Source organism: Psychrobacter sp. 72-O-c, from assembly GCF_904846605.1.
GTDB lineage: Bacteria > Pseudomonadota > Gammaproteobacteria > Pseudomonadales > Moraxellaceae > Psychrobacter.
On sequence record NZ_CAJHBI010000016.1, the window covers coordinates 1 to 24,659 of the forward strand.

General features: G+C 44.1%; 32 protein-coding genes and 1 tRNA gene. 28 read left to right on the forward strand and 5 right to left on the reverse strand.

The window, feature by feature from the left end; all coding sequences use genetic code 11:
* The 4 genes from JMX97_RS07375 to JMX97_RS07390 all read left to right on the forward strand — a co-directional run.
* A partial coding sequence (locus JMX97_RS07375) for a transposase (protein WP_201556503.1) occupies window positions 1–362 on the forward strand: 362 nt, incomplete at its 5' end.
* 212 nt (window positions 363–574) lie between these two features.
* On the forward strand, window positions 575–1,954 hold the full coding sequence (locus tag JMX97_RS07380; RefSeq protein ID WP_201556504.1) for a bifunctional folylpolyglutamate synthase/dihydrofolate synthase: 1,380 nt from the start codon (window positions 575–577) through the stop codon (window positions 1,952–1,954).
* A 214-nt stretch (window positions 1,955–2,168) separates the two neighbouring features.
* Window positions 2,169–3,371, forward strand: a complete 1,203-nt coding sequence (locus tag JMX97_RS13960; RefSeq protein ID WP_201556505.1) for a LysM peptidoglycan-binding domain-containing protein — start codon at window positions 2,169–2,171, stop codon at window positions 3,369–3,371.
* A 234-nt stretch (window positions 3,372–3,605) separates the two neighbouring features.
* Window positions 3,606–4,148 (forward strand): DUF2726 domain-containing protein, encoded by a 543-nt coding sequence (locus tag JMX97_RS07390; RefSeq protein WP_201556506.1) that lies wholly within the window; start codon window positions 3,606–3,608, stop codon window positions 4,146–4,148.
* A gap of 15 nt (window positions 4,149–4,163) precedes the next feature.
* Here JMX97_RS07390 and JMX97_RS07395 read toward each other — a convergent pair whose 3' ends face one another.
* The 5 genes from JMX97_RS07395 to gatC all read right to left on the reverse strand — a co-directional run bounded on the left by JMX97_RS07395 (window position 4,164) and on the right by gatC (window position 9,167).
* Complete coding sequence (locus JMX97_RS07395) at window positions 4,164–5,240, reverse strand: DUF1853 family protein (RefSeq protein ID WP_227671511.1); 1,077 nt, start codon at window positions 5,238–5,240, stop codon at window positions 4,164–4,166.
* Between the two features lie 257 nt (window positions 5,241–5,497).
* Window positions 5,498–5,574, reverse strand: a tRNA-Pro gene (locus tag JMX97_RS07400).
* 111 nt (window positions 5,575–5,685) lie between these two features.
* The gene (gene gatB, locus JMX97_RS07405) at window positions 5,686–7,224 is read right to left on the reverse strand and encodes an Asp-tRNA(Asn)/Glu-tRNA(Gln) amidotransferase subunit GatB (RefSeq protein WP_201556507.1); all 1,539 of its coding nucleotides are present in this window, start codon (window positions 7,222–7,224) and stop codon (window positions 5,686–5,688) included.
* Entirely contained in the window at window positions 7,224–8,720 is a 1,497-nt protein-coding gene (gene gatA, locus JMX97_RS07410; RefSeq protein ID WP_201556508.1) for an Asp-tRNA(Asn)/Glu-tRNA(Gln) amidotransferase subunit GatA, read from the reverse strand. The genes gatB and gatA overlap by 1 nt, the downstream gene beginning before the upstream one ends.
* A 132-nt stretch (window positions 8,721–8,852) precedes the next feature.
* Complete coding sequence (gatC, locus tag JMX97_RS07415; protein ID WP_201556572.1) at window positions 8,853–9,167, reverse strand: Asp-tRNA(Asn)/Glu-tRNA(Gln) amidotransferase subunit GatC; 315 nt, start codon at window positions 9,165–9,167, stop codon at window positions 8,853–8,855.
* A 781-nt stretch (window positions 9,168–9,948) separates the two neighbouring features.
* On the opposite strand from gatC, the gene JMX97_RS07420 reads away from it, so the two are divergent.
* The 24 genes from JMX97_RS07420 (at window position 9,949) to rpsE (ending at window position 24,658) form a co-directional block, all read left to right on the forward strand.
* Window positions 9,949–10,977 carry a rod shape-determining protein gene (locus JMX97_RS07420; protein WP_227671510.1) on the forward strand — a complete coding sequence of 343 codons (1,029 nt, stop codon included), beginning with the start codon at window positions 9,949–9,951 and terminating at the stop codon, window positions 10,975–10,977.
* 224 nt (window positions 10,978–11,201) lie between these two features.
* On the forward strand, window positions 11,202–12,164 hold the full coding sequence (mreC, locus tag JMX97_RS07425) for a rod shape-determining protein MreC (protein WP_227671509.1): 963 nt from the start codon (window positions 11,202–11,204) through the stop codon (window positions 12,162–12,164).
* 112 nt (window positions 12,165–12,276) lie between these two features.
* Complete coding sequence (mreD, locus tag JMX97_RS07430; protein ID WP_201556509.1) at window positions 12,277–12,762, forward strand: rod shape-determining protein MreD; 486 nt, start codon at window positions 12,277–12,279, stop codon at window positions 12,760–12,762.
* Window positions 12,763–12,934: 172 nt separating this feature from the next.
* Window positions 12,935–13,606 (forward strand): Maf family protein, encoded by a 672-nt coding sequence (locus JMX97_RS07435; protein ID WP_201556510.1) that lies wholly within the window; start codon window positions 12,935–12,937, stop codon window positions 13,604–13,606.
* Between the two features lie 134 nt (window positions 13,607–13,740).
* Window positions 13,741–15,342: an Rne/Rng family ribonuclease gene (locus JMX97_RS07440; RefSeq protein WP_201556511.1), complete on the forward strand. Its 1,602-nt coding sequence runs from the start codon at window positions 13,741–13,743 to the stop codon at window positions 15,340–15,342.
* 472 nt (window positions 15,343–15,814) lie between these two features.
* Window positions 15,815–16,126: a 30S ribosomal protein S10 gene (rpsJ, locus tag JMX97_RS07445; protein ID WP_010196670.1), complete on the forward strand. Its 312-nt coding sequence runs from the start codon at window positions 15,815–15,817 to the stop codon at window positions 16,124–16,126.
* Window positions 16,127–16,175: 49 nt separating this feature from the next.
* A complete protein-coding gene (gene rplC, locus JMX97_RS07450) occupies window positions 16,176–16,814 on the forward strand; it encodes a 50S ribosomal protein L3 (RefSeq protein WP_201556512.1) in 639 nt (212 codons plus the stop codon).
* A gap of 14 nt (window positions 16,815–16,828) precedes the next feature.
* A complete protein-coding gene (gene rplD / locus JMX97_RS07455) occupies window positions 16,829–17,431 on the forward strand; it encodes a 50S ribosomal protein L4 (RefSeq protein WP_201556513.1) in 603 nt (200 codons plus the stop codon).
* Window positions 17,428–17,778 (forward strand): 50S ribosomal protein L23, encoded by a 351-nt coding sequence (gene rplW / locus JMX97_RS07460; RefSeq protein ID WP_201556514.1) that lies wholly within the window; start codon window positions 17,428–17,430, stop codon window positions 17,776–17,778. The genes rplD and rplW overlap by 4 nt, the downstream gene beginning before the upstream one ends.
* Window positions 17,779–17,789: 11 nt before the next feature.
* Window positions 17,790–18,614, forward strand: a complete 825-nt coding sequence (gene rplB, locus JMX97_RS07465) for a 50S ribosomal protein L2 (RefSeq protein ID WP_201556515.1) — start codon at window positions 17,790–17,792, stop codon at window positions 18,612–18,614.
* A gap of 12 nt (window positions 18,615–18,626) precedes the next feature.
* Window positions 18,627–18,902 carry a 30S ribosomal protein S19 gene (gene rpsS / locus JMX97_RS07470; RefSeq protein ID WP_201556516.1) on the forward strand — a complete coding sequence of 92 codons (276 nt, stop codon included), beginning with the start codon at window positions 18,627–18,629 and terminating at the stop codon, window positions 18,900–18,902.
* Between the two features lie 10 nt (window positions 18,903–18,912).
* Window positions 18,913–19,242: a 50S ribosomal protein L22 gene (rplV, locus tag JMX97_RS07475; RefSeq protein WP_201556517.1), complete on the forward strand. Its 330-nt coding sequence runs from the start codon at window positions 18,913–18,915 to the stop codon at window positions 19,240–19,242.
* Between the two features lie 3 nt (window positions 19,243–19,245).
* Window positions 19,246–19,971, forward strand: a complete 726-nt coding sequence (gene rpsC, locus JMX97_RS07480) for a 30S ribosomal protein S3 (RefSeq protein ID WP_201556518.1) — start codon at window positions 19,246–19,248, stop codon at window positions 19,969–19,971.
* A 3-nt stretch (window positions 19,972–19,974) separates the two neighbouring features.
* Window positions 19,975–20,388: a 50S ribosomal protein L16 gene (gene rplP / locus JMX97_RS07485; protein WP_201556519.1), complete on the forward strand. Its 414-nt coding sequence runs from the start codon at window positions 19,975–19,977 to the stop codon at window positions 20,386–20,388.
* The gene (gene rpmC, locus JMX97_RS07490; RefSeq protein WP_201556520.1) at window positions 20,388–20,585 is read left to right on the forward strand and encodes a 50S ribosomal protein L29; all 198 of its coding nucleotides are present in this window, start codon (window positions 20,388–20,390) and stop codon (window positions 20,583–20,585) included. Before rplP ends, rpmC begins: the two co-directional genes overlap by 1 nt.
* A complete protein-coding gene (gene rpsQ / locus JMX97_RS07495; RefSeq protein ID WP_201556521.1) occupies window positions 20,582–20,860 on the forward strand; it encodes a 30S ribosomal protein S17 in 279 nt (92 codons plus the stop codon). Before rpmC ends, rpsQ begins: the two co-directional genes overlap by 4 nt.
* Before the next feature lie 182 nt (window positions 20,861–21,042).
* Entirely contained in the window at window positions 21,043–21,411 is a 369-nt protein-coding gene (gene rplN, locus JMX97_RS07500; RefSeq protein ID WP_010196702.1) for a 50S ribosomal protein L14, read from the forward strand.
* 8 nt (window positions 21,412–21,419) lie between these two features.
* Window positions 21,420–21,737 carry a 50S ribosomal protein L24 gene (rplX, locus tag JMX97_RS07505; protein ID WP_201556522.1) on the forward strand — a complete coding sequence of 106 codons (318 nt, stop codon included), beginning with the start codon at window positions 21,420–21,422 and terminating at the stop codon, window positions 21,735–21,737.
* A 21-nt stretch (window positions 21,738–21,758) separates the two neighbouring features.
* Window positions 21,759–22,295, forward strand: a complete 537-nt coding sequence (rplE, locus tag JMX97_RS07510; protein ID WP_201556523.1) for a 50S ribosomal protein L5 — start codon at window positions 21,759–21,761, stop codon at window positions 22,293–22,295.
* A 12-nt stretch (window positions 22,296–22,307) separates the two neighbouring features.
* Window positions 22,308–22,613 carry a 30S ribosomal protein S14 gene (gene rpsN, locus JMX97_RS07515; protein WP_201556524.1) on the forward strand — a complete coding sequence of 102 codons (306 nt, stop codon included), beginning with the start codon at window positions 22,308–22,310 and terminating at the stop codon, window positions 22,611–22,613.
* Window positions 22,614–22,624: 11 nt separating this feature from the next.
* Entirely contained in the window at window positions 22,625–23,023 is a 399-nt protein-coding gene (gene rpsH / locus JMX97_RS07520; RefSeq protein ID WP_201556525.1) for a 30S ribosomal protein S8, read from the forward strand.
* Window positions 23,024–23,244: 221 nt separating this feature from the next.
* Entirely contained in the window at window positions 23,245–23,778 is a 534-nt protein-coding gene (gene rplF, locus JMX97_RS07525) for a 50S ribosomal protein L6 (protein ID WP_201556526.1), read from the forward strand.
* An 11-nt stretch (window positions 23,779–23,789) separates the two neighbouring features.
* Window positions 23,790–24,140 (forward strand): 50S ribosomal protein L18, encoded by a 351-nt coding sequence (gene rplR / locus JMX97_RS07530; RefSeq protein WP_201556527.1) that lies wholly within the window; start codon window positions 23,790–23,792, stop codon window positions 24,138–24,140.
* 2 nt (window positions 24,141–24,142) lie between these two features.
* Window positions 24,143–24,658 carry a 30S ribosomal protein S5 gene (gene rpsE, locus JMX97_RS07535; protein WP_201556528.1) on the forward strand — a complete coding sequence of 172 codons (516 nt, stop codon included), beginning with the start codon at window positions 24,143–24,145 and terminating at the stop codon, window positions 24,656–24,658.
* Window position 24,659 lies beyond the last annotated feature (1 nt).

Consider the following 24,659-nt stretch of genomic DNA (forward strand, 5'->3'; position numbering starts at 1 on the left):
AACTAAAAAATCAGACCAATGCCATAGGCGCGATACATAACAATCAGCTCTTTGCTGTTGGTTTATATGACAGCAGTATTGACAGTGGTATCTTTCATAGCTGGGTAGTACAGCTCTTATTACCACAATTACCTAGCAACAGCGTCATCGTTATGGACAATGCCACTTTCCATAAAAGACAGGATATACAGCAAGCTATTGAAGAAGCAGGCCATGATATTCTATGGTTGCCACCCTATAGCCCTGACTTAAACCCTATCGAGCAGACATGGGCATGGATTAAACAAAAGCGTAAAGAGTGGCGTTTAGATTGTATTGATACGTTGTTCTTCTTATGGTTCTTTATCTGTGATAGTTGTTAGGTTCTTTGACTATAGGTTGTAATCTAGGCCTTGATGATCGGTTTGAGTCGCTGTTTGGAATTTTTATTTTAGTTTTCGCTCTTAATTCTGTGTCTTGAGTTTCCAGCTTTTTATTTTGGTTTTAAGCAGGGTTGATATACACTGAGTTATTCTTCTATTTCCAATATTCTTAATGAGTCTTCTAGCATAGTCCTTAACATAGGTTTTCGTCCATGTCTGCATCTTTAACGTCTAATCCTGATAGTCCTAATAGCGAAGCCAGCCTAACCGAATGGCTGGACTATATGCAGCAGATACATGTGTCTGCTATAGACATGGGGCTATCACGAGTACTACCAGTCGCAGAGTATTTAGGAGTAGTGCAGTCGGCCAAAGATGATGCTTATGTATTCACCGTGGCAGGCACCAATGGTAAAGGGTCGACTACAGCCGTTATTAGTGAAATATGTCAAGCGGCAGGTTATAAGACAGCGCTATATCAATCACCGCATCTAAGTCGTTTTAATGAGCGTGTACGTATTAATGGCGAGATGGTTAGTGACCAGACTTTGATTGCAGCGTTTACTAAAGTAGAAGCGGCTCGACTACAATGCGAGTTAACATTGTCGTTTTTTGAGATGACCACTCTGGCAGCGCTACTCATATTCTCTGAAGCTGACTGTGATGTTTGGGTGTTAGAAGTGGGGCTAGGCGGTCGCTTAGATGTGGTTAATATTATTGACCCTGATATGGCAGTGATTACTAATATCAGTATCGATCATGTCGATTGGCTGGGTGACAATGTCGAGGATATTGGCGCTGAAAAGGCGGGTATCTTACGTGATGATATGACTTTAATTTATGGCGCTACTGAGATGCCTAACAGTGTACAGCAGCTTATCAATACCCATAAGGTCACCTGTTATCAAGCGCAGAAAGACTTCAGCTACCGCATGCTTGACGTGCAAACGTGGCAGTATAGCAATGCAGCCGTCACGCTACAGCTACCGCGCCCAGCACTGTCACTGATGAATACAGCCAATGCGCTATCAGCAGTGCTGGCAAGTTCACTCAATGTAAGTATTTCCGCTACTGAGCAAGCGTTACAGACGGTAAAGCTAGCAGGGCGCTTCGATTATCGTGAGATTAAAGATCGGCATTGGTTGTTTGATGTGGCGCATAATGAACAAGGGGTTGAGTTTTTATTAGCGCAGTTATTGCCATTGTGGCAAGAGCATCTTGTCATTCAATCAAACCGGCAATTAAACCGAGAATCAAACAGTCAACCAAGCACAGCACCTGCGACTATTAAAATGTTATTCTCAATGTTAGGAGATAAAGCTATTGATAAGGTCGTGCAGCGTTTAACTGAAGCTAACTTACCAATTAGTGACTGGTTTGTCGCAGAAATCGACTATCCCCGTGCGGCTAGCACTGAGCAATTACAGAAGATCTTGTCCGGTTATGTTGATAAGGCTCATATCCATGAATTTAGCGGTTTATCAGAGGCAACATACGCGGTGATAAGCGCCAGTCAGCCGCAAGACTTAATCGTAGTTTGCGGTTCTTTTCATACCATTGGTGAAGCGCTTGCATCACTTGAGAGACAATAATTTGTCTTAAAGGAGAGACGATTAAACGTTAATGTTCGCAACAGCGCGATAGCAGACAGCATTAAAAATATGCTTTATAATCAAAGCACTTTTATAAAAACCGCATAATTGTAAAAATGGCACAACCTTTGACAACTGATCGCGATAACGGGTGGCTGGCAAATGCCATTGCGCCGACCAATCAGCCTTATTACCAACTAAGAGACGTAAACGGATGAATTTTTCGAGACAAGCCTTATTGGGCATTGGGATGATTATAGGTGGCAGCGTGATGTTATACGCCATGGTGCAGCAAATCGGTGCTGGGAATGATCCAGAGCCAACACCGGCTATGGTAGATAAACCGCGTACTGAGCAGGCATCGTCGCAGCCGTTGACTATAGATATTGAGACTGAAAAACGTATTTTGGCACAAAAACAAAAGGAACGTGCCGCCCGCGTGGCAGAGCAAGAAAAACGCGCGCAGCAGTTTTTGATCGAGCAAGAGACTGCCGAGGCGCAAGCTCTAGCCAAAGCACGTGCTGAAAACCAGCAGTATGTGGAAAACAGTACCTCAACTGGCGGCGATAGTGACAGTCCGGAAGCGGCACAAAATACTAATGATGGGTCGCAAGTGAAATCTAGCACTGATAATACGGCTACCAATGTGAGCCCAAATGACAGTGATAAGAGCGACACACAAGAAGAGGCACAAGCACTGGCTCAGCAAAAAGAAGTCAAAAGGCAAGCAGAGCTTAAAAAACAAGCCGAAGCCAAAAAATTAGCAGAGAGCAAAAAACAGGCTGAGGCTAAAGAACAAGCGGACGCTAAGAGACAGGCTGAAGCGCAAGCAACAGCCAAGCAAAAGAAGCAAGCTGAAGAAAAGGCGGCCATTGAAGCGTCTAAACTAGAAGCCACTAAATCAGAACCGCCTAAATCGCCAACAGATTATACCGTCAAAAGCGGTGATGGTCTGATAAAGCTCGCGCGACAATATAACATGCCTGTTGAGGCGCTAGCACAAGCTAATAATATTGCGTCTACTACCTCTCTGCAGGTTGGGCAGGCGTTGACCATTCCCTCTCGCAAGCAGGTTCAACGTCTAGAGCGTGACGCGGCGAATGCCCAGCAAGCACGTGAAGACAAGCGTGATGCCCAAGAAAAACTACGTGAGGCACGTAAAGAAGTCAAAGAAACCGATGCTAAAGGCAGCTTTGGGGTGCAAGTTGCCTTGGCTAACAATCAGGCCGCTGCGGATGAAATGGCAAAAAAGTTTAAATCAGCGGGTTATAAGGTTAAGACTAGCGCGACCAGCCGCGGCGTAAGAGTCATCGTTGGCCCTGAGCGCGGTAAAGTTGCTGCGTTAGCGTTAAAAGATAAGATTAATAGCGACTCTAAGGTTGATACCAGTAGTGCTTGGGTGCTTTACTGGCGTTAGGGCTGCTGTAGTGGCAAGAGTGCTATTTTTAAAACACGACATTTAATGTCGTGTTTTGTGGTTTATAGGTTGCCGATTATGGCAAGCTTATATAAGATAAGCGCCATTTTTCTCTATTTCTTTCTGTATGACATGTCAGCCTAAAAGGGTTGCTGTGTCGTGACTGGCTATTTGATGACTGCAATTTAGTCATAAGAGATGTTTAGTCGCTCTAATATTGTATAAGGTAAAACTATGTCATTTGGCATTATATTTTTAATCTTGGCTGTTGGGTTTTTAGGTTTGATTGCCTTACCCAAACTAACTGCAAAGCGTCAGCCAGCTTCTAAAACCTCTGAGCCTGACCCGAAACCCGTTCGTGGTGATGAGCTGGCTATTTGGCCCTTTGCGCTCATGCCTATCATGACCGATACCGAAGTAATATTTTTTCACAAATTGAAAAACGCCCTACCGGAATATCATATTTTTGTCCAAGTTCAGCTGTCACGTATTATCGAGGCCAATAGTGATGAGACCTCTGAGCGTAGTTTTTGGTTTAATCGCATCTGCCGCCAAAGCGTAGATTATGTAATTGTCGATCTCGATGCGCAGACCACCTTGATTGCCATTGAGCTTGATGACTGGACACACAGTAGTAAATCTCGCCAAAAAGCGGATGATAAAAAAGACAAAGCCCTTGCTAGTGCCGGTATTCCAATCGTGCGCTTTCACGCTGAGCGCATGCCTAGTGCTGACATGCTTAGGTATGAGCTGATGCAGGTTATTGAGACTTACTAGGTAAGATTATCTGACTTAATCAAGCAAAATATTTTGGCTAGCGTTAACATTAACATCAGTGTGCAAAATGACGAGGGGCTCATAGCTTTCTTGACCAGACATTTGGATAAAGTATAGTCCTCGCGGCAAAGTCGCTAAATTAGATGGCACTTTAATAATATTCTTGTTTTTATTATAAAAACTGCGCTGGGTAAACCACTCAATATAATGAGCGCGACGTATATTTGTATTATCGGTAAAGGGTTCTGTCATGGTTTCAATGTTGCTTACTGGGTCTTTAGTTGGGTCTTCAATTTTATTTTTATCCTGATTAGGAGCTTCCGGCGTAATATTAGAATTTTGGTTATCAGGGACAGCTAGCCAGCGATGCATAGGAAAGCTAGGCTCAAGCCAATCAGGATAATTAAAGTCAGCTACTGTCGTTGGCAAAAAAAACCGTCCTTTAATTACTCCATAACGCTTATCAATTTTAACTCGCCCATGATCTTTGGTGTCCACCCACACGGTGCGAAACTGCTTGGTTTGCATGTGAGTTATCTTGCGTTGTAAGTTATCATTGGAATTGATACCGACCCAATTGACGGGTGCAAATGGCGCTGAGCCCATAAAAAACTTAATGGCTAATTCCCAATGCTCGGTTATTCCCTCCCGATGATTGTATAAAATTAAATCCAATTCACCAGAGGTTTGCTTACCGCAGAACAACTGGACGTTACTCGCCAGCATTTCATACGGATGCAACTTACGCACAAAACCATCTTCCAACCAAAATGACAATAACCCTTCAAAGTGAAAGCCCAAACGATTGGGACTTGGCCTAGCCAGCAAATAGCGGGTCAGCTCTTGATAGGCATTGGTAGTATCAAGTTCATTTAAACGTTCGCGATAGGCTTCAAATTGTGTTTGCCAAAAATTCGGGCTATGAACCGCAATCGTTGGGTTATTCTGATGGGGAGCAAAATCTAGCCACTCAGTTAAGACATTGGGGCAGGCCAGTACGTAAGCCAAATCACGCACGTAAGGACGTTGATATTCCTCCCACAGTACATTACTTACGAGAGTAGGAGAGGGCTGAAAGGTAGGCTCGGACATAGGTTGAACCAAAGTGAGTCGTAGAGGATTTACCCTAACGACTCACTTGAGAAAAGTCTAGCTATAGTAGGTATCAGCTTAAAGATATATAAAATAGTTAGCGTTCAGATGTCTAACCCTAGCATTGCTTAGTCTTAATTTTTGTTCTAATAGTCGATTAAGTTTATCTTACATATCCTACATTACCACATCTAAACCCACCAAATTTAACGCAAAAAAAAGCCAGCCATTGAGAACAATGACTGACTCTTTAAATTTGGTCGGAACGGCAGGATTTGAACCTGCGACCCCTACACCCCCAGTGTAGTGCGCTACCAGACTGCGCTACGCCCCGAATGACTGACTATTTTACGCAAAATATTATATATTGCAAGGGTTAATTATTTCTCGAATTTGCAAATAGATTTTACTGACAATAATCAGTCCAGTCTACTACCCATTAACCTTAGCCCAATAACTCTTTTAGGACTTGGTTGACCTGTTGTGGATTGGCGCTGCCACGACTGGCTTTCATCACTTGCCCGACCAGACCGTTAAAGGCTTTTTCCTTACCACCGCGATACTCTTCAACCATCGCTTGATTCTTAGCAATGACCTCTTCAACGATGGCTTTAATCGCGCCAGTATCGGTTTCTTGCTTAAGACCTTTGGCTTCAATGATTTGATCAGCGGCATCCTCGGCATCGCCAAATTCGCGTTCATATAACGCGCTAAAGGCTTTTTTGGCCAGCTTCCCTGATAGCGTGTCATCGAAGATACGTTTAAGCATACCAGCCAATTGTATGGCGCTGATAGGGGTAGTGGTGATGTCTTTATCGTCTTTATTCAGTGCGCCTAGCAACTCACCCATGACCCAGTTGGCGGCAATCTTAGCGTGCTTTTGACCGACCTCATCAACCACAGCTTCAAAATAATCCGCAAGCTGACGGCTGTCTGTCAAGATACGAGCATCATATTCTGATAGTTCAAGCTCATTCTCTAACCGTGCGCGGCGAGCAACCGGTAGCTCAGGCATGGCGGCTCTAATCGTATCAACCGTATGCTGCTCAATGCGCACAGGCAGCAAGTCAGGGTCAGGGAAATAACGATAGTCATTAGCGTCTTCTTTAGTACGCATAACGCGGGTTTCGTCTTTATCAGGATCATAAAGCATCGTCGCTTGCACGACTTGACCGCCTTCTTCGACTATATCAATTTGACGTTCGATTTCACGGTTGATTGCACGTTCAATACTACGGAATGAGTTCAGGTTCTTGAGCTCAGTACGCGTACCTAAAGCGGCGCCAGGCTTACGCACTGAGACGTTACAATCACAGCGGAATGAGCCTTCTGCCATGATGGCATCTGAGATACCAAGCCAAGTGACCAATTGATGAATAGCTTTAATATAGGCTAGCGCTTCAAACGCTGAGCTCATATCAGGCTCAGAGACAATCTCAATCAGCGGCGTGCCGGCACGGTTAAGGTCGACGCCCGTCATACCATCAACGGCATCGTGTACCGACTTACCTGCATCTTCTTCTAAATGAGCGCGAGTGATACCCATACGCTTAGGATATTCGTTGTTCTCACCTTCATTGACCACCACATCGATATGACCACGGCCAACGATAGGGTTGGCCATTTGCGTGATTTGATAGCCTTTAGGCAAGTCAGGATAGAAGTAGTTTTTACGGTCAAAGGTATTAAATAAACCCAGCTCGGCATCGACACCGATACCGAATTTTAGTGCGCGTTCTACAACGCCACTATTGAGGACAGGCAAGACACCGGGCAGGCCTAAGTCAACGATACTGGCTTGGGTATTCGGCTCATGGCCGAAGTCAGTCGGAGCGCTGGAAAAGATCTTACTGTCGGTATTGAGCTGACAGTGAATCTCAATACCGATGACCACTTCATAGCCGTCGACCAATAGCTCTGAACGCAAAGCCTCTTTACGGACGGTGTCTTGATGGACGGTGCTGTTATCAGTTGTTGAGTTCATTATACCGTCTCCTTAGCGATGGCAGAGTGTTGCAGGTGATGATCAGTATGCTGCTGGAACAGATGCGCGGTGGTAAGCAACTGGCTCTCTTGCCAATGCTGTCCGATCAACTGTAAACCAACGGGCAGACCCTCAGAGGTTAAGCCAACTGGTTGACTCAGTGCAGGCAAACCAGCAAGGTTGACTCCAATGGTATAAACGTCGCCCAGATACATCGTGGCAGGGTCTAAATTTTCGCTAAGCTTATAAGCGGCTGTTGGTGCCGTTGGACTGGCAATCACGTCACAATTGGCAAAGGCATCATCGAAGTCTTTGATGATTAAGCGGCGCACCTTTTGGGCTTTGATATAATAAGCATCAAAATACCCAGCTGATAAGGCATAAGTCCCCATCAAGATACGGCGCTGGACTTCAGGGCCAAAGCCTTCAGAGCGTGAGCGCGTGTATAAGTCGATCAAGTCTTTTGGATTTTCACAGCGATAACCGAAACGCACGCCATCGAAGCGCGAAAGGTTAGAAGAAGCTTCAGCAGGTGCTAGCATATAGTAAGTAGCAAGAGTGATTTCGGGGTCAGTGATATTTACTTCGACAATCGTCGCACCAAGTTCCTCATACTTCTGTAATGCTGCGCGTGTTAATTTATCGACTTCAGCATCAAGACCCGCACCGAAGTATTCTTTCGCCACACCAATACGCAGACCAGCGAATGGCTTATCGCCTGCTTGCGCTTCGGCATCATTGATATCTTGCACATAGTCAGGCATATCATGTTTGATAGAAGTGGCATCGCGTGGGTCATGACCGACCATAGGCTGTAATAGATAAGCGCAATCTTTGGCGCTGCGACCTAAGCTGCCGGCTTGATCCAAACTTGAGGCGTAGGCAATCATACCAAAACGCGATACTCGACCATAAGTGGGCTTAATACCTGTCAAACCACAAAAGGATGCGGGTTGACGAATAGAGCCGCCAGTATCACTACCCGTTGCTACTGGTACAAATCCTGCTGCGATGGCTGATGCGCTACCACCTGATGAGCCGCCAGGGACGCGCTCAAGATTCCACGGATTTTGCACTGTGCCATAATAAGAGCTGCTATTGTCCGAGCCCATCGCGAACTCATCCATATTGAGTTTGCCAAGGCTAATCATGCCGGCTTTAGCAATATTGGTCACGATAGTAGCGTCATAAGGTGAAACAAAATTATGCAGCATTTTTGAGCCACAAGTGGTCAGAACTCCTTGAGTACAAAAGATATCTTTGTGTGCCATAGGAACGCCAAGTAGCGGACGCTGATCGCCTTGTGCGCGCATCTCGTCTGCCGCTTGTGCTTGTGCGCGTGCGGTATCAGAGGTATGAGTAATAAAGCTATTAATCTTGCTATCTAAAGCGTCAATACGCTTAATAAAATGTTCGGTTAGCTCAAGACTGCTAAATTGTTTGTCTTGCAAGCCCGTAACCAACTGCTGGGTACTTAAGAGATGAAGTTCAGACATAAGGGGTCGTCCGTCAAAATGTTAACTGCGTAAAATAAAATGGGGCTAAATTAAATCGGCTTGCCAGTCGAAGCTTTTAATAAAAATCTATTGAATAGAAAGCTATTAAGCAACAAGATAACTAACAAAAGGCTATTCAATGACTTGTGGTACCAGATATAAGCCTTGCTCAACGGCTGGCGCGATCGATTGATTGCGTTCGCGATTGATATCGTGCTTGGCAACATCAGCGCGCAAGTCTTGGCAAGCTTCGTGAATGTTGGCTAAAGGCGTCAAATCTGTGGTATCCACAGCAGCTAAGGTACTCATTAATTTTAAAACCTTGCTGATGTCATTGGCATAGCTATCGGCCGTATCTTCATCAACACCCAACCGCGCTAGGTTGGCAACTTCTAGGATTTCGTGGCGGCTGACGCTGCTTTCAGTCGTTGACGGTTGCTGGGACATATTTGACATTGTTTCTCCAGTGAATGACAGTGTTTGTTAAAATAAGCGCCTATCGCTACTGATAAAACACGCTTATAGATTTAATAGTAAATACAATTAGGGTTTTGAGCTTGTCTTATTAATGAGGTACAGAATTTTTTATGAACAATATAAATCGTTATTGCGGTCTACTTGATGAGCGCTATTCTTGTTGAGGCGATAATTCTACGTCTATACGTCTAAATGATTTCACGTCTAATTTTACGTCTACTAATAGGAGCTAAACTGACAATCAGTGACTGATTATCATAATTAGTCACTTATTATAAAGCATCTTAATCAAGTTTACAGAGGATGACGCTTGATTGCAGCACAATCTTAGTCAGGATTGGCGACTTTGCCATAATGACGGAGCAGTTATTGATTTATTATCAATCGCTTACCCATTAAGTCACAAAATACGTTACAGTAAGCGCACGCTGCTGAGCAAAAAACCATACCAATGTAGAGCATTGTTGTTTATTGATTCAAATAGTATTTAACGCTATTTCAAAATTTGTAACAATTTCTCTCATATAAGTCCAAGTTACTGGCTTAATGATGTAAATAGCTATGTTTTTTTTGTGCTAAATCGGTATAATTTAGCCCAATTTTCATCATTTCATTATTATCTTTTAGCTTTAACTGTTGTGATGCTAAAATCAAGCCACAGTTAATGCCCAACGACGACCTACTCAACATTGATGAGTAACGCCTCAGTCATCTCATTCGCCTTATTTGTAAGACGCTGGATATATTAGTCATGAACCTATTTGGATTTTTATCAAATAATATCGCAATCGACCTTGGTACTGCTAACACCTTAATTTTTATTCCTAATAAAGGCGTGGTGCTTGACGAGCCTACTGTGGTCGCTCTACGAAGTAATCGCACACAAAACCCTACGGTTGCCGCTGTTGGTATTGATGCCAAGCAGATGCTTGGTCGTACCCCTTCCAATATTACGGCTATTCGTCCCTTAAAAGACGGCGTGATTGCTGACTTTGAAGTGACGCAAAAGATGCTCAAGCATTTTATTGGCAAAGTAAAAGCCAAACGCTTTATGGCACAGCCTAATGTGGTGGTTTGTGTGCCTTGTAAATCGACCTTGGTTGAGCGTAAAGCCATTCGTGAAGCCGTATCCTCAGCAGGCGCGAGCAAAGTTCTGCTATTAGAAGAGCCAATGGCAGCAGCAATTGGGGCGGGCATGCCCGTTCACGAGGCCAGTGGTTCAATGGTCGTTGATATTGGCGGTGGCACGACAGAGATTGCTGTTATCGCACTGTCAGGCTGTGTCTATGCAGAGTCAATTCGTATCGGTGGTGACATGTTTGATGAAGCGATTATCACTCATGTCCGTCGTACCCATGGTTGTGTGATTGGGGAAACTACTGCTGAGCGCATCAAAAAAGAAGTCGGCTCTGCGCTCAACGAAGATAGCGAGCTAGAAGTTGAAGTCCGTGGCCGTAGTATGGCTGAAGGCGTTCCCAAGACCTTTACTGTTAGATCAGAAGAGATTCAAAAAGCGCTGAGTGACCCATTAAGTGGCATTGTTAGTGCCGTAAAAGCGGCGCTTGAGGAGACCCCACCTGAGTTATCATCTGATATTGCTGAGCGCGGTATTGTTTTGACTGGTGGCGGCGCATTGCTACGAGACCTAGACAAGCTGATCTCAAAAGAGACTGGTTTGCCAGTGACTGTCGCTGAAGATCCACTCACTTGCGTCAGTCGTGGCGGCGGTATAGCGCTGGACTTTATCAATAACAAAAGTCTAAATATGATTTTTGTGTAAGCATTTTTGATTGCTAGTTTCAAAATAAGCAATGTTTATTGACTTAATTTGGCTGAATTAAAGCCAGTATTGACAGAGACAGTGTTAAAGGTGGCCTATGAGGCTGCCTTTTATAGCATTAACAAATGGTAATCATAAGCTTTGTTGGTTAATGCTGCCAACGTTTGATATTTTAACCCCAGCGCTGGAGATGGATCAAATTAGACCCCTAAATTAGAACCCTTATGACTACAAGTATTTTCGCCCGCCAGCCGTTATCACTTCATAAGACTGCTATTGTATTAATAGCGGCACTGATATTGATGTGGTTTGACAGCAAAAATCCAGAATGGTTTAATCCCATTCGCAACACCAGTCATGCAGCCATGCAGCCTATTTATGAGCTGTCTTTATTACCGAGCTATGCTGAGCATTGGGTAAGTGGTAGCGCGCAATCAAAAGAAGCGCTACGCCGCGAAAATGTACAATTAAAATCGCAATTGATTCACGCACAAGCCAAGCTACAGCAACAAGATTATATCTTGGCACAAAATGCGCGCTTGCAAGGTATTTTATCGACTACCAAGCCTGAGCAATTTGAGCTTAATTTGGCCCAAGTTATTGGTACCGATACCAATCTGCTCAAGCAAATCGTCGTGCTTAATAAAGGTGCGCAAGATGGGGTACAAGTCGGGCAAACGGTTATCGATGAAGATGGTATCTTGGGGCAAATTATCAATGTTTATCCTAATACCAGTCGCTTATTATTGATTACTGACAAGCAACAGTCGGTTGCAGTAACCGTTAAGCGTACGGGTCAACGCGCTATTGCCACCGGCGAAGGGATACCTACGTCACTGCGTCTTAACTATGTGTTTAAAACCTCAGATGTGCGGGTTGGTGATGAATTGATTTCCTCAGGTATGGGTGGTCGTATTCCAGCAGGCTATCAGGTTGGGCGTATCGCTCAAATCAAAGACAATGAAGAAACTCAAGCGGATAATTTTAGAAGCATTAAAGTCACGCCTGCTGCTAATTTTGTTGATAATGCCTACGTATTAATTTTACAAGACAAGAGGGTAGACGCTGGGAGTAAGCCGTCATCATTAGCCTTCACTGGTAAGACGAATAGCAATATTAATACTGATATGAATACTGATCTGACTAGTACTGATAGTGATGCCGTAGCGCCCGTACCGATTCAATGAGCTGTTCACTGAGACTTTATCAGCAGTAACTTTATCAGCCACCCCTTATCCTACTCATCGCTAAATAAACGTTAAAGTAGTAGCCGCTATATACTCGTTAAGGCAAGCATCTATGGCGCATCCCAACTCTGAGCACGCAACTGGCCTGTTGTTGATCGCGATTATCCTAAGCTTTGTGGTTGCCTCATCGCTCAATGTTTATCCACTAAGTCCAAATATGGCAACCCTGCGCCCGATGGCACTGATCATGGTGCTGATTTTTTGGTTGCTGTTTCAGCCGCGCTATGTGGGTATCTTTACCGCTTTTACCATTGGTCTTATTGCAGACTTACTTATGGACACGCGATTGGGTCAGCAGGCCTTTGCTGCCGTGGTGGTCGCGTTAATTATCAAAATAACTAGCATATATATCAGAGAATTAAACACGGCTAGCGCTTGGCTAATAGCAACGCTAGGATTAGTGGTGTTTCAGCTGATCCTATGGATATTACAGCTGATTACTCAAAATATATTTGTGGCACAATCTGGCCTATCCTTATTAATGAGCATCATAAGCTGGCCTTTAGTGCTATTGGCCTTACACAAATTTGTCCACTGATGATTTTTATTGCTACTTCAATAATTGCTACTTTAATAATGATTGGCTTAAATGGCTACCTTAATAGGTATCTTAGGGATCGTAAGTGTGTTACTAGTCGTTAAAGTATCTGCCATGACAAACTCTACAAAACGTACCCCTATAATAAACGTATCAATATAAGAGAATAGCGATGGATATCATTTTAGCTTCTGGTTCGCCGCGTCGTCGCGAGCTGCTAGCAATCGCACAGCAAAATTTTAGGGTCATGAGTGTTGATGTCGATGAAACGCCGTATGATGCCGAGCCACCAAAAGACTATATTGAACGTATGATCGCCACCAAAGCCAATTCAGCTATTGAGCAGCTTAATACCGATTTGGAAAGTGACAAAACTGAGTTATCTACACTTTCTATCCCTCCTAACAAGCCATTTATAATTCTAACCGCTGATACCATCGGCGTATTACCGGATGGTCGGACGGTGTTGATCAAACCTACAGATCGTAATCATGCGTACAGTATGTGGCAGCAGATGTCTGATAATACCCATCAAATATGGACCGCCGTCCAAGCCACGCTAGTAATGCTAACCCCTACAAATAATACTAATATGTTTAAAACATTGTGGCAGCAACAAATTATTGAGCGCACTGAAGTGACTTTTGTGCCATTAACGTCAGATATGATGGCGGGATATTGGAATAGCGGGGAGCCTGCTGACAAAGCGGGTGGTTATGCTATTCAAGGGTTGGCTGCTGCATGGGTCACCCGTATTAATGGTAGTTATACGAATGTGGTAGGGCTGCCACTGGCGCAAACGCTGGCGTTAATTAATGAAGCCAATGAAGTACCCATAAATTAGGTAGGTTTATATGGTTGTCTGCACATATTGATACGCTAGGGTAATGGGCAAGGTCGAGTCGCATTTGCTACACTGTAAGGCTAAATAACTATTAACTCCTAATAAGAAAATTGAGAGATAAGAGAAGAAACCCTATGTCTGAAGAGCTGCTGATCAATGTCAGTCCAATGGAATCCCGCGTAGCAGTCTTAGATAATGGTGTGCTGGGCGAGATTTATATTGAGCGCCATCATAAGCTGGGCTTAGTCGGCAATATTTATTTGGGCACAGTGGTACGCGTCCTGCCAGGAATGCAAGCTGCCTTTGTCGATATTGGTCAGTCACGGACGGCGTTTTTGCATGTTAATGATATGCAGCGAGAACCTCGTCCAGCAGTGAAAGCTAAGGCTAAATCTGATGAAGATTCAATCGCCCCTACCGATGCAGAGGCTATAGCAACGTCTGCTGATAATTTGGCAGTCACGCCGCCCGTAGTTAGCGCCCAAAACACTGAAACTATACCGGTCGCCAGTAAAACCTTGATTCAACATCGCTTGCACGAGAGTCAACGTATCTTGGTGCAAGTGACTAAAGACCAATTAGGCAGTAAAGGCGCACGTCTGACCACTAACGTCTCTTTGCCTTCGCGCTATTTGGTTTATTTGCCTTCTAGTGCTCATATCGGTATCTCTCAACGTATTGATGGTGAAGAGGAGCGCACGCGTCTAAAGACTGAACTTAATAGCCTGATGCAAACCGTTAATCTGCAAGGTGGTCTGATTGCTCGCACTGCTGCTGAGCGTGTACCAGTAGATAAGTTAGAGGAAGATATCTACTACTTGTTACAACTTTGGCGCACTATTTGCGCGCGCCAAAAAGAGATGAACCATCATCAAAGCTCAGAGCTAATTTATCAAGAGCTGTCCTTACCATTACGGTCTATTCGTGACTTAGTACATGAAGAGACCGGGAAGGTCATTATCGATAATGAACAAATTTATGAACAAGTCAGGACTTTTGCCAAAGAGTTCGTGCCTTTTGTTTACGACCGTATCATCCACTATACTGCTGAGCAGGCGTTGTTTGATGTGCACCGCGTTGAAGAAGACTTGCGGGATGCACTAAAACGTCGCGTCGATCTAAAGTCTGGTGGCTATCTGATTATCGATCAAACCGAAGCTATGACTACTATTGATGTCAATACCGGCTCTTTCGTCGGCGGCCGTTCCTTAGAAGATACTGTTTATAAAACCAACTTAGAAGCCACTCATGCTATTGCTCGGCAGCTGCGCCTACGTAATCTAGGCGGCATTATTATCTTAGATTTTATCGATATGCTGGAGCAACAGCATAAAGACGATGTACTCGAGAGCTTACAATCTCAGTTAACGCAGGATTATGCCAAAAGCAATATTACTCAAGTTAGTGAGCTAGGTTTGGTTGAGATGACTCGCAAACGTACTCGCGAGTCGCTAGGGCAGCAATTGTGCGAACCGTGCTCAACCTGTCAAGGTCGCGGTTTTGTGAAAACTGCCGAGACCGTCTGCTTTGAGATATTCCGCGAAATTATGCGCTGTGCTCGTACTTATAACTCACCGAAGAAATTTACGGTAGTCGCTCATGCTGCCGTCATAGATCTGTTATTGACCACAGAGGCGGATACGGTTGCTGACCTTGAATATCTATTAGGTCGGGTAATCACTTTTGATGTAGAGAATCTCTACACCCAAGAACAATACGATATTGTGCTAGATTGATTTTTATATAGAAATGGACCAGACGGTCTGTGTTTTATGCTTCTATTTAATAGGGCCCGATAGTATGAAGTAAGTACCAATTAAATATAAATATTAGCAGTAAAATAAGAGCACATAGTTCTTGTTTGGCGAAAGCTTTCAAAGGTCCCTAACAATACCCTTGCAATCAAGGAAATACTCTGTATAATATATACCACTGATTTATATGCGCGCGGCCAATCAAACAGCTGGCGCCATGACAGCTAGAGCATCGTTTCTAGCACTATTTCATTATGCCTTTGCTGACTCCCAATAAATGGGAAGGTCGGCGGGGCTTTAAACTATTTTGCTTTTAGCGTATTACTAATTCTATAAAAGAATAGATTCTGATTAAGAACAGTGAACCGCTCGGAGTGAATCTTTAACCAAACGGCTTTTGCTCATCCACTTGCAACGCAAGAATGATCAAGGCACATATTAGGAGCTTGCTGGCATGGCTAACCAGAGAATCCGTATCCGTCTCAAGTCTTTTGATCATCGTCTGATTGATCAATCTGCACAAGAGATCGTTGATACTGCAAAGCGCACCGGTGCGCAAGTTTGTGGTCCTGTACCGTTGCCGACTCGCATTGAGCGCTTCAACGTTCTAACCTCGCCACACGTCAATAAAGATGCTCGTGACCAGTACGAAATCCGTACTCACAAGCGCATGGTTGATATTGTTCAGCCTACTGACAAAACTGTGGACGCGTTAATGAAGCTAGACTTAGCGGCGGGCGTTGACGTTCAAATTGCTTTGGGTTAATGCACATTAAACGCCCAATCCATTAATAGAAGATATAAAGAGGTTTAAAATGGCGATTGGTTTAGTCGGTAAAAAATGCGGCATGACCCGTGTCTTCACTGCAACAGGTGATTCTATCCCTGTAACAGTGGTTGAGATCGATGCAAACCGCATCACTCAAGTAAAAAATACTGATATAGATGGCTATCAAGCCATTCAAATTACCACAGGTACTCGTCGTGACAGCCGCGTAACAGCCGCTCAAAAAGGTCACTTCGCGAAAGCTGGCGTTAAAGCTGGTCGTGGTGTTTGGGAATTTCGTGTCAATGAAAGCGATCTTGAAGGTCGTGAAATTGGTGGTGAGATCCAAGCTGACCTATTTGAAGAAGGTCAAATGGTTGATGTCACAGGAAATAGTAAAGGTAAAGGCTTTCAAGGCGGCGTAAAGCGTCACAACTTTAGCATGCAAGATGCTACTCATGGTAACTCAGTCTCTCACCGTGCCATTGGTTCAACTGGTCAAAACCAGTCACCAGGTAAAGTATTTAAAGGTAAGAAGATGCCAGGTCAAATGGGTAACAAGCGTGTTACCGTTCAAGGCCTAGAAGTGGTTTCGGTTGATGCCGAAAAAGGATTACTTGTCATCAAGGGTGCTATCCCAGGTGCCACCGGTGGCGATGTCATCGTACGTCCGTCAGTCAAAGCCTAAGCAAGGGGATTAACGTGGATTTAAAAACAGTTACAGGTGCGGCGGTTGAGCTTTCTGATACGGCCTTTGGTCGTGAATTCAACGAAGCATTAGTGCATCAAGTCGTCACCGCATATCTTGCTGGTGCTCGTCAAGGTACACGTGCACAAAAAACCCGTGCCGAAGTTTCTGGCGGTGGCATTAAGCCATGGCGCCAAAAAGGTACTGGTCGCGCTCGTGCAGGCTCTATTCGTAGCCCAATCTGGCGTGGTGGTGGTCGTACATTTGCTGCGAAACCACAAGATTGGTCACAGAAAGTTAACCGCAAAATGTATCGCGGTGCTATGCAGTGCATCCTAGCCGAATTAATACGTCAAGAGCGTTTAATTTTGGTTGAAGAGCTGAGCGTTTCTGGGCCTAAGACCAAAGAGCTGATTGCAAAGTTAAATGAGTTGAATGCATCTCGTGCATTGATCGTCACAAAAGACGTCGACGAAAACTTGTACTTAGCAGCTCGCAATATTCCAAACGTCAATGTACTAGGTACAAACGAAGTGGACCCAGTGAGCTTGATCGCTTATGATAAAGTGATCATGACAGTCGAAGCTGCGAAACAATTTGAGGAAGCACTAGCATGAATAACGCAAGACTTTATCAGGTCTTAAGAGGACCTGTATTCTCAGAAAAATCTCAAATGCTTGGCGACTCATTTGGCGTGCAGGTGTTCAAGATTGACTCTAATGCTACTAAGCTGGAAGTCAAAAAAGCAGTTGAGTTAATGTTCGAAGGTGTTGAAGTCACTAAAGTAAACACTTTGAATGTTAAAGGTAAGACAAAGCGTTTTGGTAAAAGTATAGGTCGTCGTAACGATTATAAAAAAGCCTATGTTACCCTAAAAGCTGGTCACGATGTACAAATGGCTGATGCTGGTGAGGACGTAGCGAATACTGCTGCCTCTACTAGTGAAACAGCTAACAACGAATAAGGATACCACTCATGCCTATCGTAAAAGCAAAGCCAACATCACCAGGCCGTCGTTTTGTTGAAAAAGTAGTGCATCCACACCTTTACAAAGGTCGTCCGTTTGCAGCACTTCTAGAATCAAAAAGTAAGTCAGGTGGTCGTAACAATAATGGTCGTATTACCACTCGTCACATTGGCGGCGGTCATAAGCAACATTATCGTATTATCGACTTCAAACGTACCAAAGACAATATTCCAGCAACGGTAGAGCGTATTGAATACGATCCCAACCGTACTGCACATATCGCCTTACTTAAGTATGCTGATGGTGAGCGTCGTTACATTATCGCTCCTAAAAAGCTAGCTGCTGGTGATACAGTATATTCAGGTGAAACGTCTCCAATTCGTCCAGGTAACTGTTTACCGCTTAAAAATATCCCTTTGGGTACTGTGATCCATAATATCGAGCTTAAAATCGGTAAAGGCGCACAGATGGCTCGTTCAGCGGGTACAAGCGTTCAGCTACTAGGTCGTGACGGTATTTATGCGATTCTTCGTATGCGTTCAGGTGAAACACGTCGTGTTCACGTTAACTGTCGTGCCGTTATTGGTGAAGTCTCTAACACTGAAAACAACTTGAAATCACTTGGTAAAGCTGGTGCTTCACGTTGGCGCGGTATTCGTCCTTCCGTTCGCGGTGTGGCGATGAACCCTGTTGATCACCCACATGGTGGTGGTGAAGGTCGTAACAAAGGTCGCCATCCAACCAGCCCTTGGGGTCAGAAGTCTAAAGGACTTAAAACGCGTCATAATAAGCGTACTGACAGTATGATCATCCGTCGCGCCAAGAAGAAATAAAGGAAGAATTTCATGCCTCGTTCATTGAAAAAAGGTCCATTCATAGACGCGCACTTGTTTGCTAAAGTTGAGAATGCAATAGAAAACAACTCACGCAAGCCAATTAAAACTTGGTCGCGCCGCTCGATGATTCTGCCACAAATGGTTGGCCTAACTATGTCTGTTCACAACGGCCGTACTCATGTACCGGTTATTGTGAGCGAACAGATGGTTGGTCATAAACTAGGTGAATTTGCCCCGACTCGTACGTATCGTGGTCATGGCATTGACAGAAAAGCTAAGAAATAAGGTGCTTACCATGGAAGTAACTGCAAAATTACGCGGTGCCGCCATTTCGGCACAAAAAGTTAGACTCGTTGCTGATGAAGTTCGTGGCAAATCTATCGAACGTGCTTTGGATATCCTAACGTATAGCAACAAAAAAGGCGCTGTATTTGTTAAGAAATGTCTTAACTCAGCCATCGCCAATGCCGAACATAATCACGGCTTAGACATTGACGACCTAAAAGTCGGCACTATCTACGTTGATGAAGGCATTACGCTAAAGCGTATCCTACCACGTGCTAAAGGTCGTGCTGATCGTATCAGTAAACGTACCTGTCACATCACTATAAAGGTAGGAGAATAAGTTATGGGTCAAAAAGTACATCCAATCGGAATTCGTCTTGGTGTTGTAAAAAAGCATAACGCAAACTGGTATGCTAGCCCTAAACAATACTCAGAATACCTAATCAACGACATACAAGTTCGTGAATATCTACGCAAAAAACTAGATAAGGCTATGATCAGTAACATCATGATCGAGCGTCCTACTGGTGCTGCTAAGATTACCATCGCCACTGCGCGCCCTGGTATTGTTATCGGTAAAAAAGGCGAAGATATAGAAAGACTTCAAAAAGAATTGACCAAAATTATGGGCGTACCTGCTCAGGTCAATATTGAAGAAATCACGTCACCTGACCTTGATGCTCGTCTGGTAGCAGACGGTATTGGTAGCCAGCTTGAGCGTCGTGTTATGTTCCGTCGTGCGATGAAGCGCGCCGTGCAAAACAGCATGCGTTCTGGTGCCAAAGGTATTAAAGTTGAGCTGTCTGGCCGTCTCGGCGGTGCTGAGATTGCTCGTACTGAATGGTATCGTGAAGGTCGTGTGCCATTGCATACGCTACGCGCCGATATTGACTACTCGTCAGTACGTGCGGAAACCACTTACGGCACCATCGGTGTAAAAGTTTGGATTTTCCGCGGCGAAATCCTTGACGGTATGAACAGTGTATATAATCCCGTCAACGAAGAGAAGCCTCGTGCGCCAAAACGCCGTGGTCGTGGTGGAAACCGTCGAAACACAGACAGAGGTTAAACTATGTTACAGCCAAAACGTACCAAGTTTCGCAAAATGCATAAAGGTCGTAACACTGGGCTAGCTCATCGTGGAAGCACCGTTGCATTCGGACAAATTGGTCTAAAATCTTTGACTCGCGGTCGTATGACAGCTCGTCAAATCGAAGCGGCACGCCGTACCATCACTCGTAAAATTAAGCGTGGTGGTAAGATTTGGATTCGTGTCTTTCCAGACAAGCCTATTACTAATAAACCATTAGAAGTACGTATGGGTAAAGGTAAAGGTCCTGTAGAATATTGGGTATGCGAAGTCAAACCTGGTAAAATACTATATGAACTCGAAGGGGTTTCAGAAGAGCTTGCTCGTGAAGCTTTTACGCTTGCTGCAGCGAAACTGCCCTTTAAAACTACCATTGTTAAGCGGACGATAATGTAATGAAGATCAGTGAATTACGTGATAAATCATTAGAAGAACTGACTCAGTTACTTGATGAAAAGCAGCTTGATGCTTTCCGTATTCGTATGGCTAAAGCAACGGGTCAGTTGGGGAATACCCATGAAGTTCGTGGCAATCGTCGTACGATTGCTCAGCTTCAGACTTTGATTAACGAGAAACAGCGAGGCAACTCATGAGCGATAACGATCAAGCCATCCCAACCAATGCTAGCGTATTAACAGGGCGAGTTGTTAGCGACAAGATGGACAAGTCCATCACGGTTTTGATTGAGCGTCTGGTTCGTCATCCTTTGTATGGCAAGCAGCTTCGTCGTTCGACTAAAATTAAAGCCCATGATGAGAACAACGTTTGCCAACAAGGCGACCTTGTCCAAATCAAAGAAACGCGTCCAATCTCAAAAACTAAGTCTTGGACTTTAGTAGATGTGATTGAAAAAGTAGAAAAAATCTAAGTAAATTGCATTAAAAGCCAGAAGCTGTTAAAATAGCCGCCTTTTTAAGGATGCTGATTGCGCCGAGCGTATATCACTGACATTAAGAGTAAGGTGCGGTTATTTATATTAAAATGCCGTCTACTCATAGTGTGCTAGCGGCAGCAACTGGCTTTTATTGCTCATACGTGTGGAGTAACGCTATGATTCAGGTTGAGTCAATGCTGGAAGTTGCAGACAATAGCGGTGCAAGGCGAGTTCAGTGCATTAAAGTACTGGGTGGCTCTCATCGTCGTTATGCATCGGTCGGCGACATCATTAAAGTAACGGTTAAAGAAGCCATTCCTCGCGGTCGTGTTAAAAAAGGCGACGTGATGAATGCGGTAGTTGTACGTACCAAAAAAGGCGTTCGTCGCCCTGATGGTTCAGTGCTACGTTTTGACGACAATGCTGCGGTATTGTTGAACCAAAATAAAGCGCCGATTGCAACTCGTATTTTTGGACCGGTAACTCGTGAACTACGTGGTGATCAGTTTATGAAAATTGTATCCCTAGCACCAGAAGTATTGTGAGGTAATCCATGGCTAAATTACGAAAAGGCGATACAGTTATTGTTATTGCTGGTAAAGACAAAGGCAAGCAAGGTACTGTTCAAATCGTAAAAAACGATCGTATTAAAATTGAAGGCATTAATATTGTCACTAAACATCAGAAGCCAAATCAGGCGACTGGCGTTGAAGGCGGCATTCTTAAGCAAGAAGCTTTTCTACATATCTCAAACGTCGCAATCTTAAATGCGCAAACCCAAAAAGCAGACCGTATTGCTTACCAATTTAACGAAGACGGCAAAAAACAGCGCGTTTATCGTTCAAATGGTGAAGTAGTGGCGACTGCGTAAGACACTAAGGGTGTAATGGTAATGGCAAGATTAAAATCTTTATATAATGATGAACTAAAGCAGCAAATCAAAGAAGTGCTTGGTTTAGACAATGTGATGCAAGTGCCTAAAATCACTAAAATCACACTTAACATGGGTGTAGGCGGCGCGTCTCAAGACAAGAAATTGCTTGAAGGTGCAGTAGCTGATATGACCGCAATTGCCGGTCAGAAACCTGTAGTCACCAAAGCGCGTAAATCAATTGCTGGTTTTAAAATCCGTGAAGAATGGCCAATTGGTTGCAAAGTAACGCTACGCGGTGAGCAAATGTACGAATTTTTAGATCGTCTCATTGCCATTGCAATTCCTCGTGTTCGTGACTTCCGCGGTTTTTCACCTAAAGCATTTGATGGACGTGGCAACTACTCATTGGGTATCAAAGAACAAATCGTATTCCCAGAAGTAAACTTTGACAGGATTGATCGTATCCGTGGTATGGATGTGACTATCACTACGTCAGCTGCTACTGATGATGAAGGTCGTGCGTTACTTAAAGCATTCGGCTTCCCATTTAAATAAGGTAAAGACGTTATGGCAAAAAAGAGCATGATTAACCGCGAATTAAAGCGCGAAAAAATGGTAGCTAAATATGCTGATAAGCGTATCAAGCTAAAAGAAACCATCGGTGATATGAATGCAAGTGATGAACAGCGTATGGAAGCGATGCTAGAGCTACAAGCTCTACCACGTAATTCATCGCCAGTCCGTCTGCGCAATCGTTGTGCTATCACAGGTCGTCCTCATGGTTACTTCCGTAAGTTTGGCTTATCACGCAATATGCTGCGTGAGCGAGTCATGCAAGGTGATGTACCTGGTGTTCGTAAAGCAAGCTGGTAAGGAGTAACTACATGAGTATGCAAGATACCGTTGGGGATATGCTAACCCGTATTCGTAACGCACAAATGGCCAATAAAGTATCCGTAGCTATGCCGAGCTCAAAACTACGTAAATCAATCGCTGACCTATTAGTTAGCGAAGGTTACGTAGCTAATGCTGTTGTTACTGCAGAAGACAACAACAAAGCAACGCTATCTATCGAATTAAAGTATTTCGAAGGCAAAGCTGTCATCGAAACTATCCAGCGCTTTAGTCGTCCTGGTTTACGCCAGCATCGCGGCAAAGACGCTATCCCTACTGTTAAGCAAGGTATGGGTGTTGCTATCGTATCTACCAGCCGAGGTATCATGAGCGATCGTGCTGCTCGCGCTGCTGGCATCGGTGGTGAAATCGTTGCATTCGTTGCTTAAGGCAATGTGACGATAAGTCTATTTGTACCCTATTAAGTTTATGAAGACTTTCTTTAAGATCATCATAAGCTCATGATTATATGAACGCCTTGCAATTTTATAAGATTGGTTGGTGTTTAATGGGGACAATTATGCTAAACTAGCAGGCTTTTTAGCCTGTTAGTTTTTTCGCTATTATTTATTGCTAACAGAAGTTGTTAATTTTTTTAAGGAATACTCCTATGTCTCGTGTGGCTAAAGCCCCAGTAACGCTGCCTAACGGCGTAAGCGTTACTTTGAACGATCGGCAGGTCGAAGTGAAAGGCAAGAACGGTAATTTGTCTTTACGCCTGCATGAATTGGTCGAGCTGAAACAGGAAGATGATGTTGTTACTCTCTCACCTACAGTCGATTCAAAAGAAGCCATGATGCACACTGGCACCATCCGCGCTCTATTAAACAACTATGTTTTAGGCGTGACCGAAGGCTTTGAAAAACGTCTTCAATTAATTGGTGTTGGTTATCGCGCTCAAGCTACTGGTAATAAAGTAACCCTAAACGTTGGTTATTCACATCCAGTAGAATATACGCTACCTGAAGGTGTGTCAGCTGAAACTCCTACGCAAACTGAAATTGTTTTAAAATCAAACAATAAGCAGCAGCTTGGTCAAGCAGCGGCTAATATCCGTAGTTTCCGTCCACCAGAGCCTTATAAAGGCAAAGGTATTCGTTATAGCGACGAACGTGTGGTTCGCAAAGAAGCTAAGAAAAAATAAGGTGAGTTGAAATGTTTGATAAAAAAGCAGCTCGTCTGCGTCGAGCTAAGAAAACCCGCGCGCATATCCGTTTTTTAGGCGCTCATCGTCTAACGGTTAATCGCACGCCAAAGCACATCTATGCCCAGATTATCTCTCCGAACGGTGGTGAAGTGATTGCTCAGGCATCTACCTTAGACGGCAGTTTGCGCTCAGGTGCGACTGGTAACGTTGATGCAGCGACGTCTGTAGGCCAAATGATCGCAGAACGCGCAAAAGCAGCTGGTATCACTAAAGTTGCCTTTGACCGTAGTGGTTTTAAATATCATGGTCGAGTTAAAGCTTTAGCTGAAGCAGCTCGCGGAAATGGATTGGAGTTTTAATCATGGCTAGAAATGATAAAAATGATAAAAATGACCAAACAGACGGTCTAGTAGAACGCCTTGTTACCGTTGATCGCGTTGCGAAAGTGGTGAAGGGTGGTCGTATTTTCTCTTTCACTGCGTTAACCGTAGTGGGAGATGGTAATGGCCGTGTTGGTTTTGGTCGCGGTAAAGCACGTGAAGTGCCAGCTGCTATTCAAAAAGCTTTAGAAGCTGCTAAACGTAATATGATTACGGTTGAGCTTAATGAAGCAACTTTGTATCATCCGATCAAAGCACGTCATGGTGCAAGCAAAGTCTACATGCAGCCTGCATCTGAAGGTACTGGCGTAATTGCTGGTGGCGCAATGCGTGCTGTGTTAGAAGTTGCTGGTGTCAAAGATGTTTTGACTAAATGTTATGGTTCTACCAATACTGCTAACGTTGTACGTGCAACGTTTAACGGTTTACGTGATATGTCAACTCCAGAAAAGATGGCAGCTAAACGTGGTAAATCTGTAGACGAAATTTTGGGCTAAC

Bases quoted from the DNA above. Each gene is read 5' to 3' on its own strand.
- JMX97_RS07380 (WP_201556504.1), top strand. From the start codon at position 575: ATGTCTGCATCTTTAACGTCTAATCCTGATAGTCCTAATAGCGAAGCC.
- JMX97_RS13960 (WP_201556505.1), top strand. From the start codon at position 2,169: ATGAATTTTTCGAGACAAGCCTTATTGGGCATTGGGATGATTATAGGT.
- JMX97_RS07390 (WP_201556506.1), top strand. From the start codon at position 3,606: ATGTCATTTGGCATTATATTTTTAATCTTGGCTGTTGGGTTTTTAGGT.
- JMX97_RS07395 (WP_227671511.1), bottom strand. From the start codon at position 5,240: ATGTCCGAGCCTACCTTTCAGCCCTCTCCTACTCTCGTAAGTAATGTA.
- gatB (WP_201556507.1), bottom strand. From the start codon at position 7,224: ATGAACTCAACAACTGATAACAGCACCGTCCATCAAGACACCGTCCGT.
- gatA (WP_201556508.1), bottom strand. From the start codon at position 8,720: ATGTCTGAACTTCATCTCTTAAGTACCCAGCAGTTGGTTACGGGCTTG.
- gatC (WP_201556572.1), bottom strand. From the start codon at position 9,167: ATGTCCCAGCAACCGTCAACGACTGAAAGCAGCGTCAGCCGCCACGAA.
- JMX97_RS07420 (WP_227671510.1), top strand. From the start codon at position 9,949: ATGAACCTATTTGGATTTTTATCAAATAATATCGCAATCGACCTTGGT.
- mreC (WP_227671509.1), top strand. From the start codon at position 11,202: ATGACTACAAGTATTTTCGCCCGCCAGCCGTTATCACTTCATAAGACT.
- mreD (WP_201556509.1), top strand. From the start codon at position 12,277: ATGGCGCATCCCAACTCTGAGCACGCAACTGGCCTGTTGTTGATCGCG.
- JMX97_RS07435 (WP_201556510.1), top strand. From the start codon at position 12,935: ATGGATATCATTTTAGCTTCTGGTTCGCCGCGTCGTCGCGAGCTGCTA.
- JMX97_RS07440 (WP_201556511.1), top strand. From the start codon at position 13,741: ATGTCTGAAGAGCTGCTGATCAATGTCAGTCCAATGGAATCCCGCGTA.
- rpsJ (WP_010196670.1), top strand. From the start codon at position 15,815: ATGGCTAACCAGAGAATCCGTATCCGTCTCAAGTCTTTTGATCATCGT.
- rplC (WP_201556512.1), top strand. From the start codon at position 16,176: ATGGCGATTGGTTTAGTCGGTAAAAAATGCGGCATGACCCGTGTCTTC.
- rplW (WP_201556514.1), top strand. From the start codon at position 17,428: ATGAATAACGCAAGACTTTATCAGGTCTTAAGAGGACCTGTATTCTCA.
- rplB (WP_201556515.1), top strand. From the start codon at position 17,790: ATGCCTATCGTAAAAGCAAAGCCAACATCACCAGGCCGTCGTTTTGTT.
- rpsS (WP_201556516.1), top strand. From the start codon at position 18,627: ATGCCTCGTTCATTGAAAAAAGGTCCATTCATAGACGCGCACTTGTTT.
- rplV (WP_201556517.1), top strand. From the start codon at position 18,913: ATGGAAGTAACTGCAAAATTACGCGGTGCCGCCATTTCGGCACAAAAA.
- rpsC (WP_201556518.1), top strand. From the start codon at position 19,246: ATGGGTCAAAAAGTACATCCAATCGGAATTCGTCTTGGTGTTGTAAAA.
- rplP (WP_201556519.1), top strand. From the start codon at position 19,975: ATGTTACAGCCAAAACGTACCAAGTTTCGCAAAATGCATAAAGGTCGT.
- rpmC (WP_201556520.1), top strand. From the start codon at position 20,388: ATGAAGATCAGTGAATTACGTGATAAATCATTAGAAGAACTGACTCAG.
- rpsQ (WP_201556521.1), top strand. From the start codon at position 20,582: ATGAGCGATAACGATCAAGCCATCCCAACCAATGCTAGCGTATTAACA.
- rplN (WP_010196702.1), top strand. From the start codon at position 21,043: ATGATTCAGGTTGAGTCAATGCTGGAAGTTGCAGACAATAGCGGTGCA.
- rplX (WP_201556522.1), top strand. From the start codon at position 21,420: ATGGCTAAATTACGAAAAGGCGATACAGTTATTGTTATTGCTGGTAAA.
- rplE (WP_201556523.1), top strand. From the start codon at position 21,759: ATGGCAAGATTAAAATCTTTATATAATGATGAACTAAAGCAGCAAATC.
- rpsN (WP_201556524.1), top strand. From the start codon at position 22,308: ATGGCAAAAAAGAGCATGATTAACCGCGAATTAAAGCGCGAAAAAATG.
- rpsH (WP_201556525.1), top strand. From the start codon at position 22,625: ATGAGTATGCAAGATACCGTTGGGGATATGCTAACCCGTATTCGTAAC.
- rplF (WP_201556526.1), top strand. From the start codon at position 23,245: ATGTCTCGTGTGGCTAAAGCCCCAGTAACGCTGCCTAACGGCGTAAGC.
- rplR (WP_201556527.1), top strand. From the start codon at position 23,790: ATGTTTGATAAAAAAGCAGCTCGTCTGCGTCGAGCTAAGAAAACCCGC.
- rpsE (WP_201556528.1), top strand. From the start codon at position 24,143: ATGGCTAGAAATGATAAAAATGATAAAAATGACCAAACAGACGGTCTA.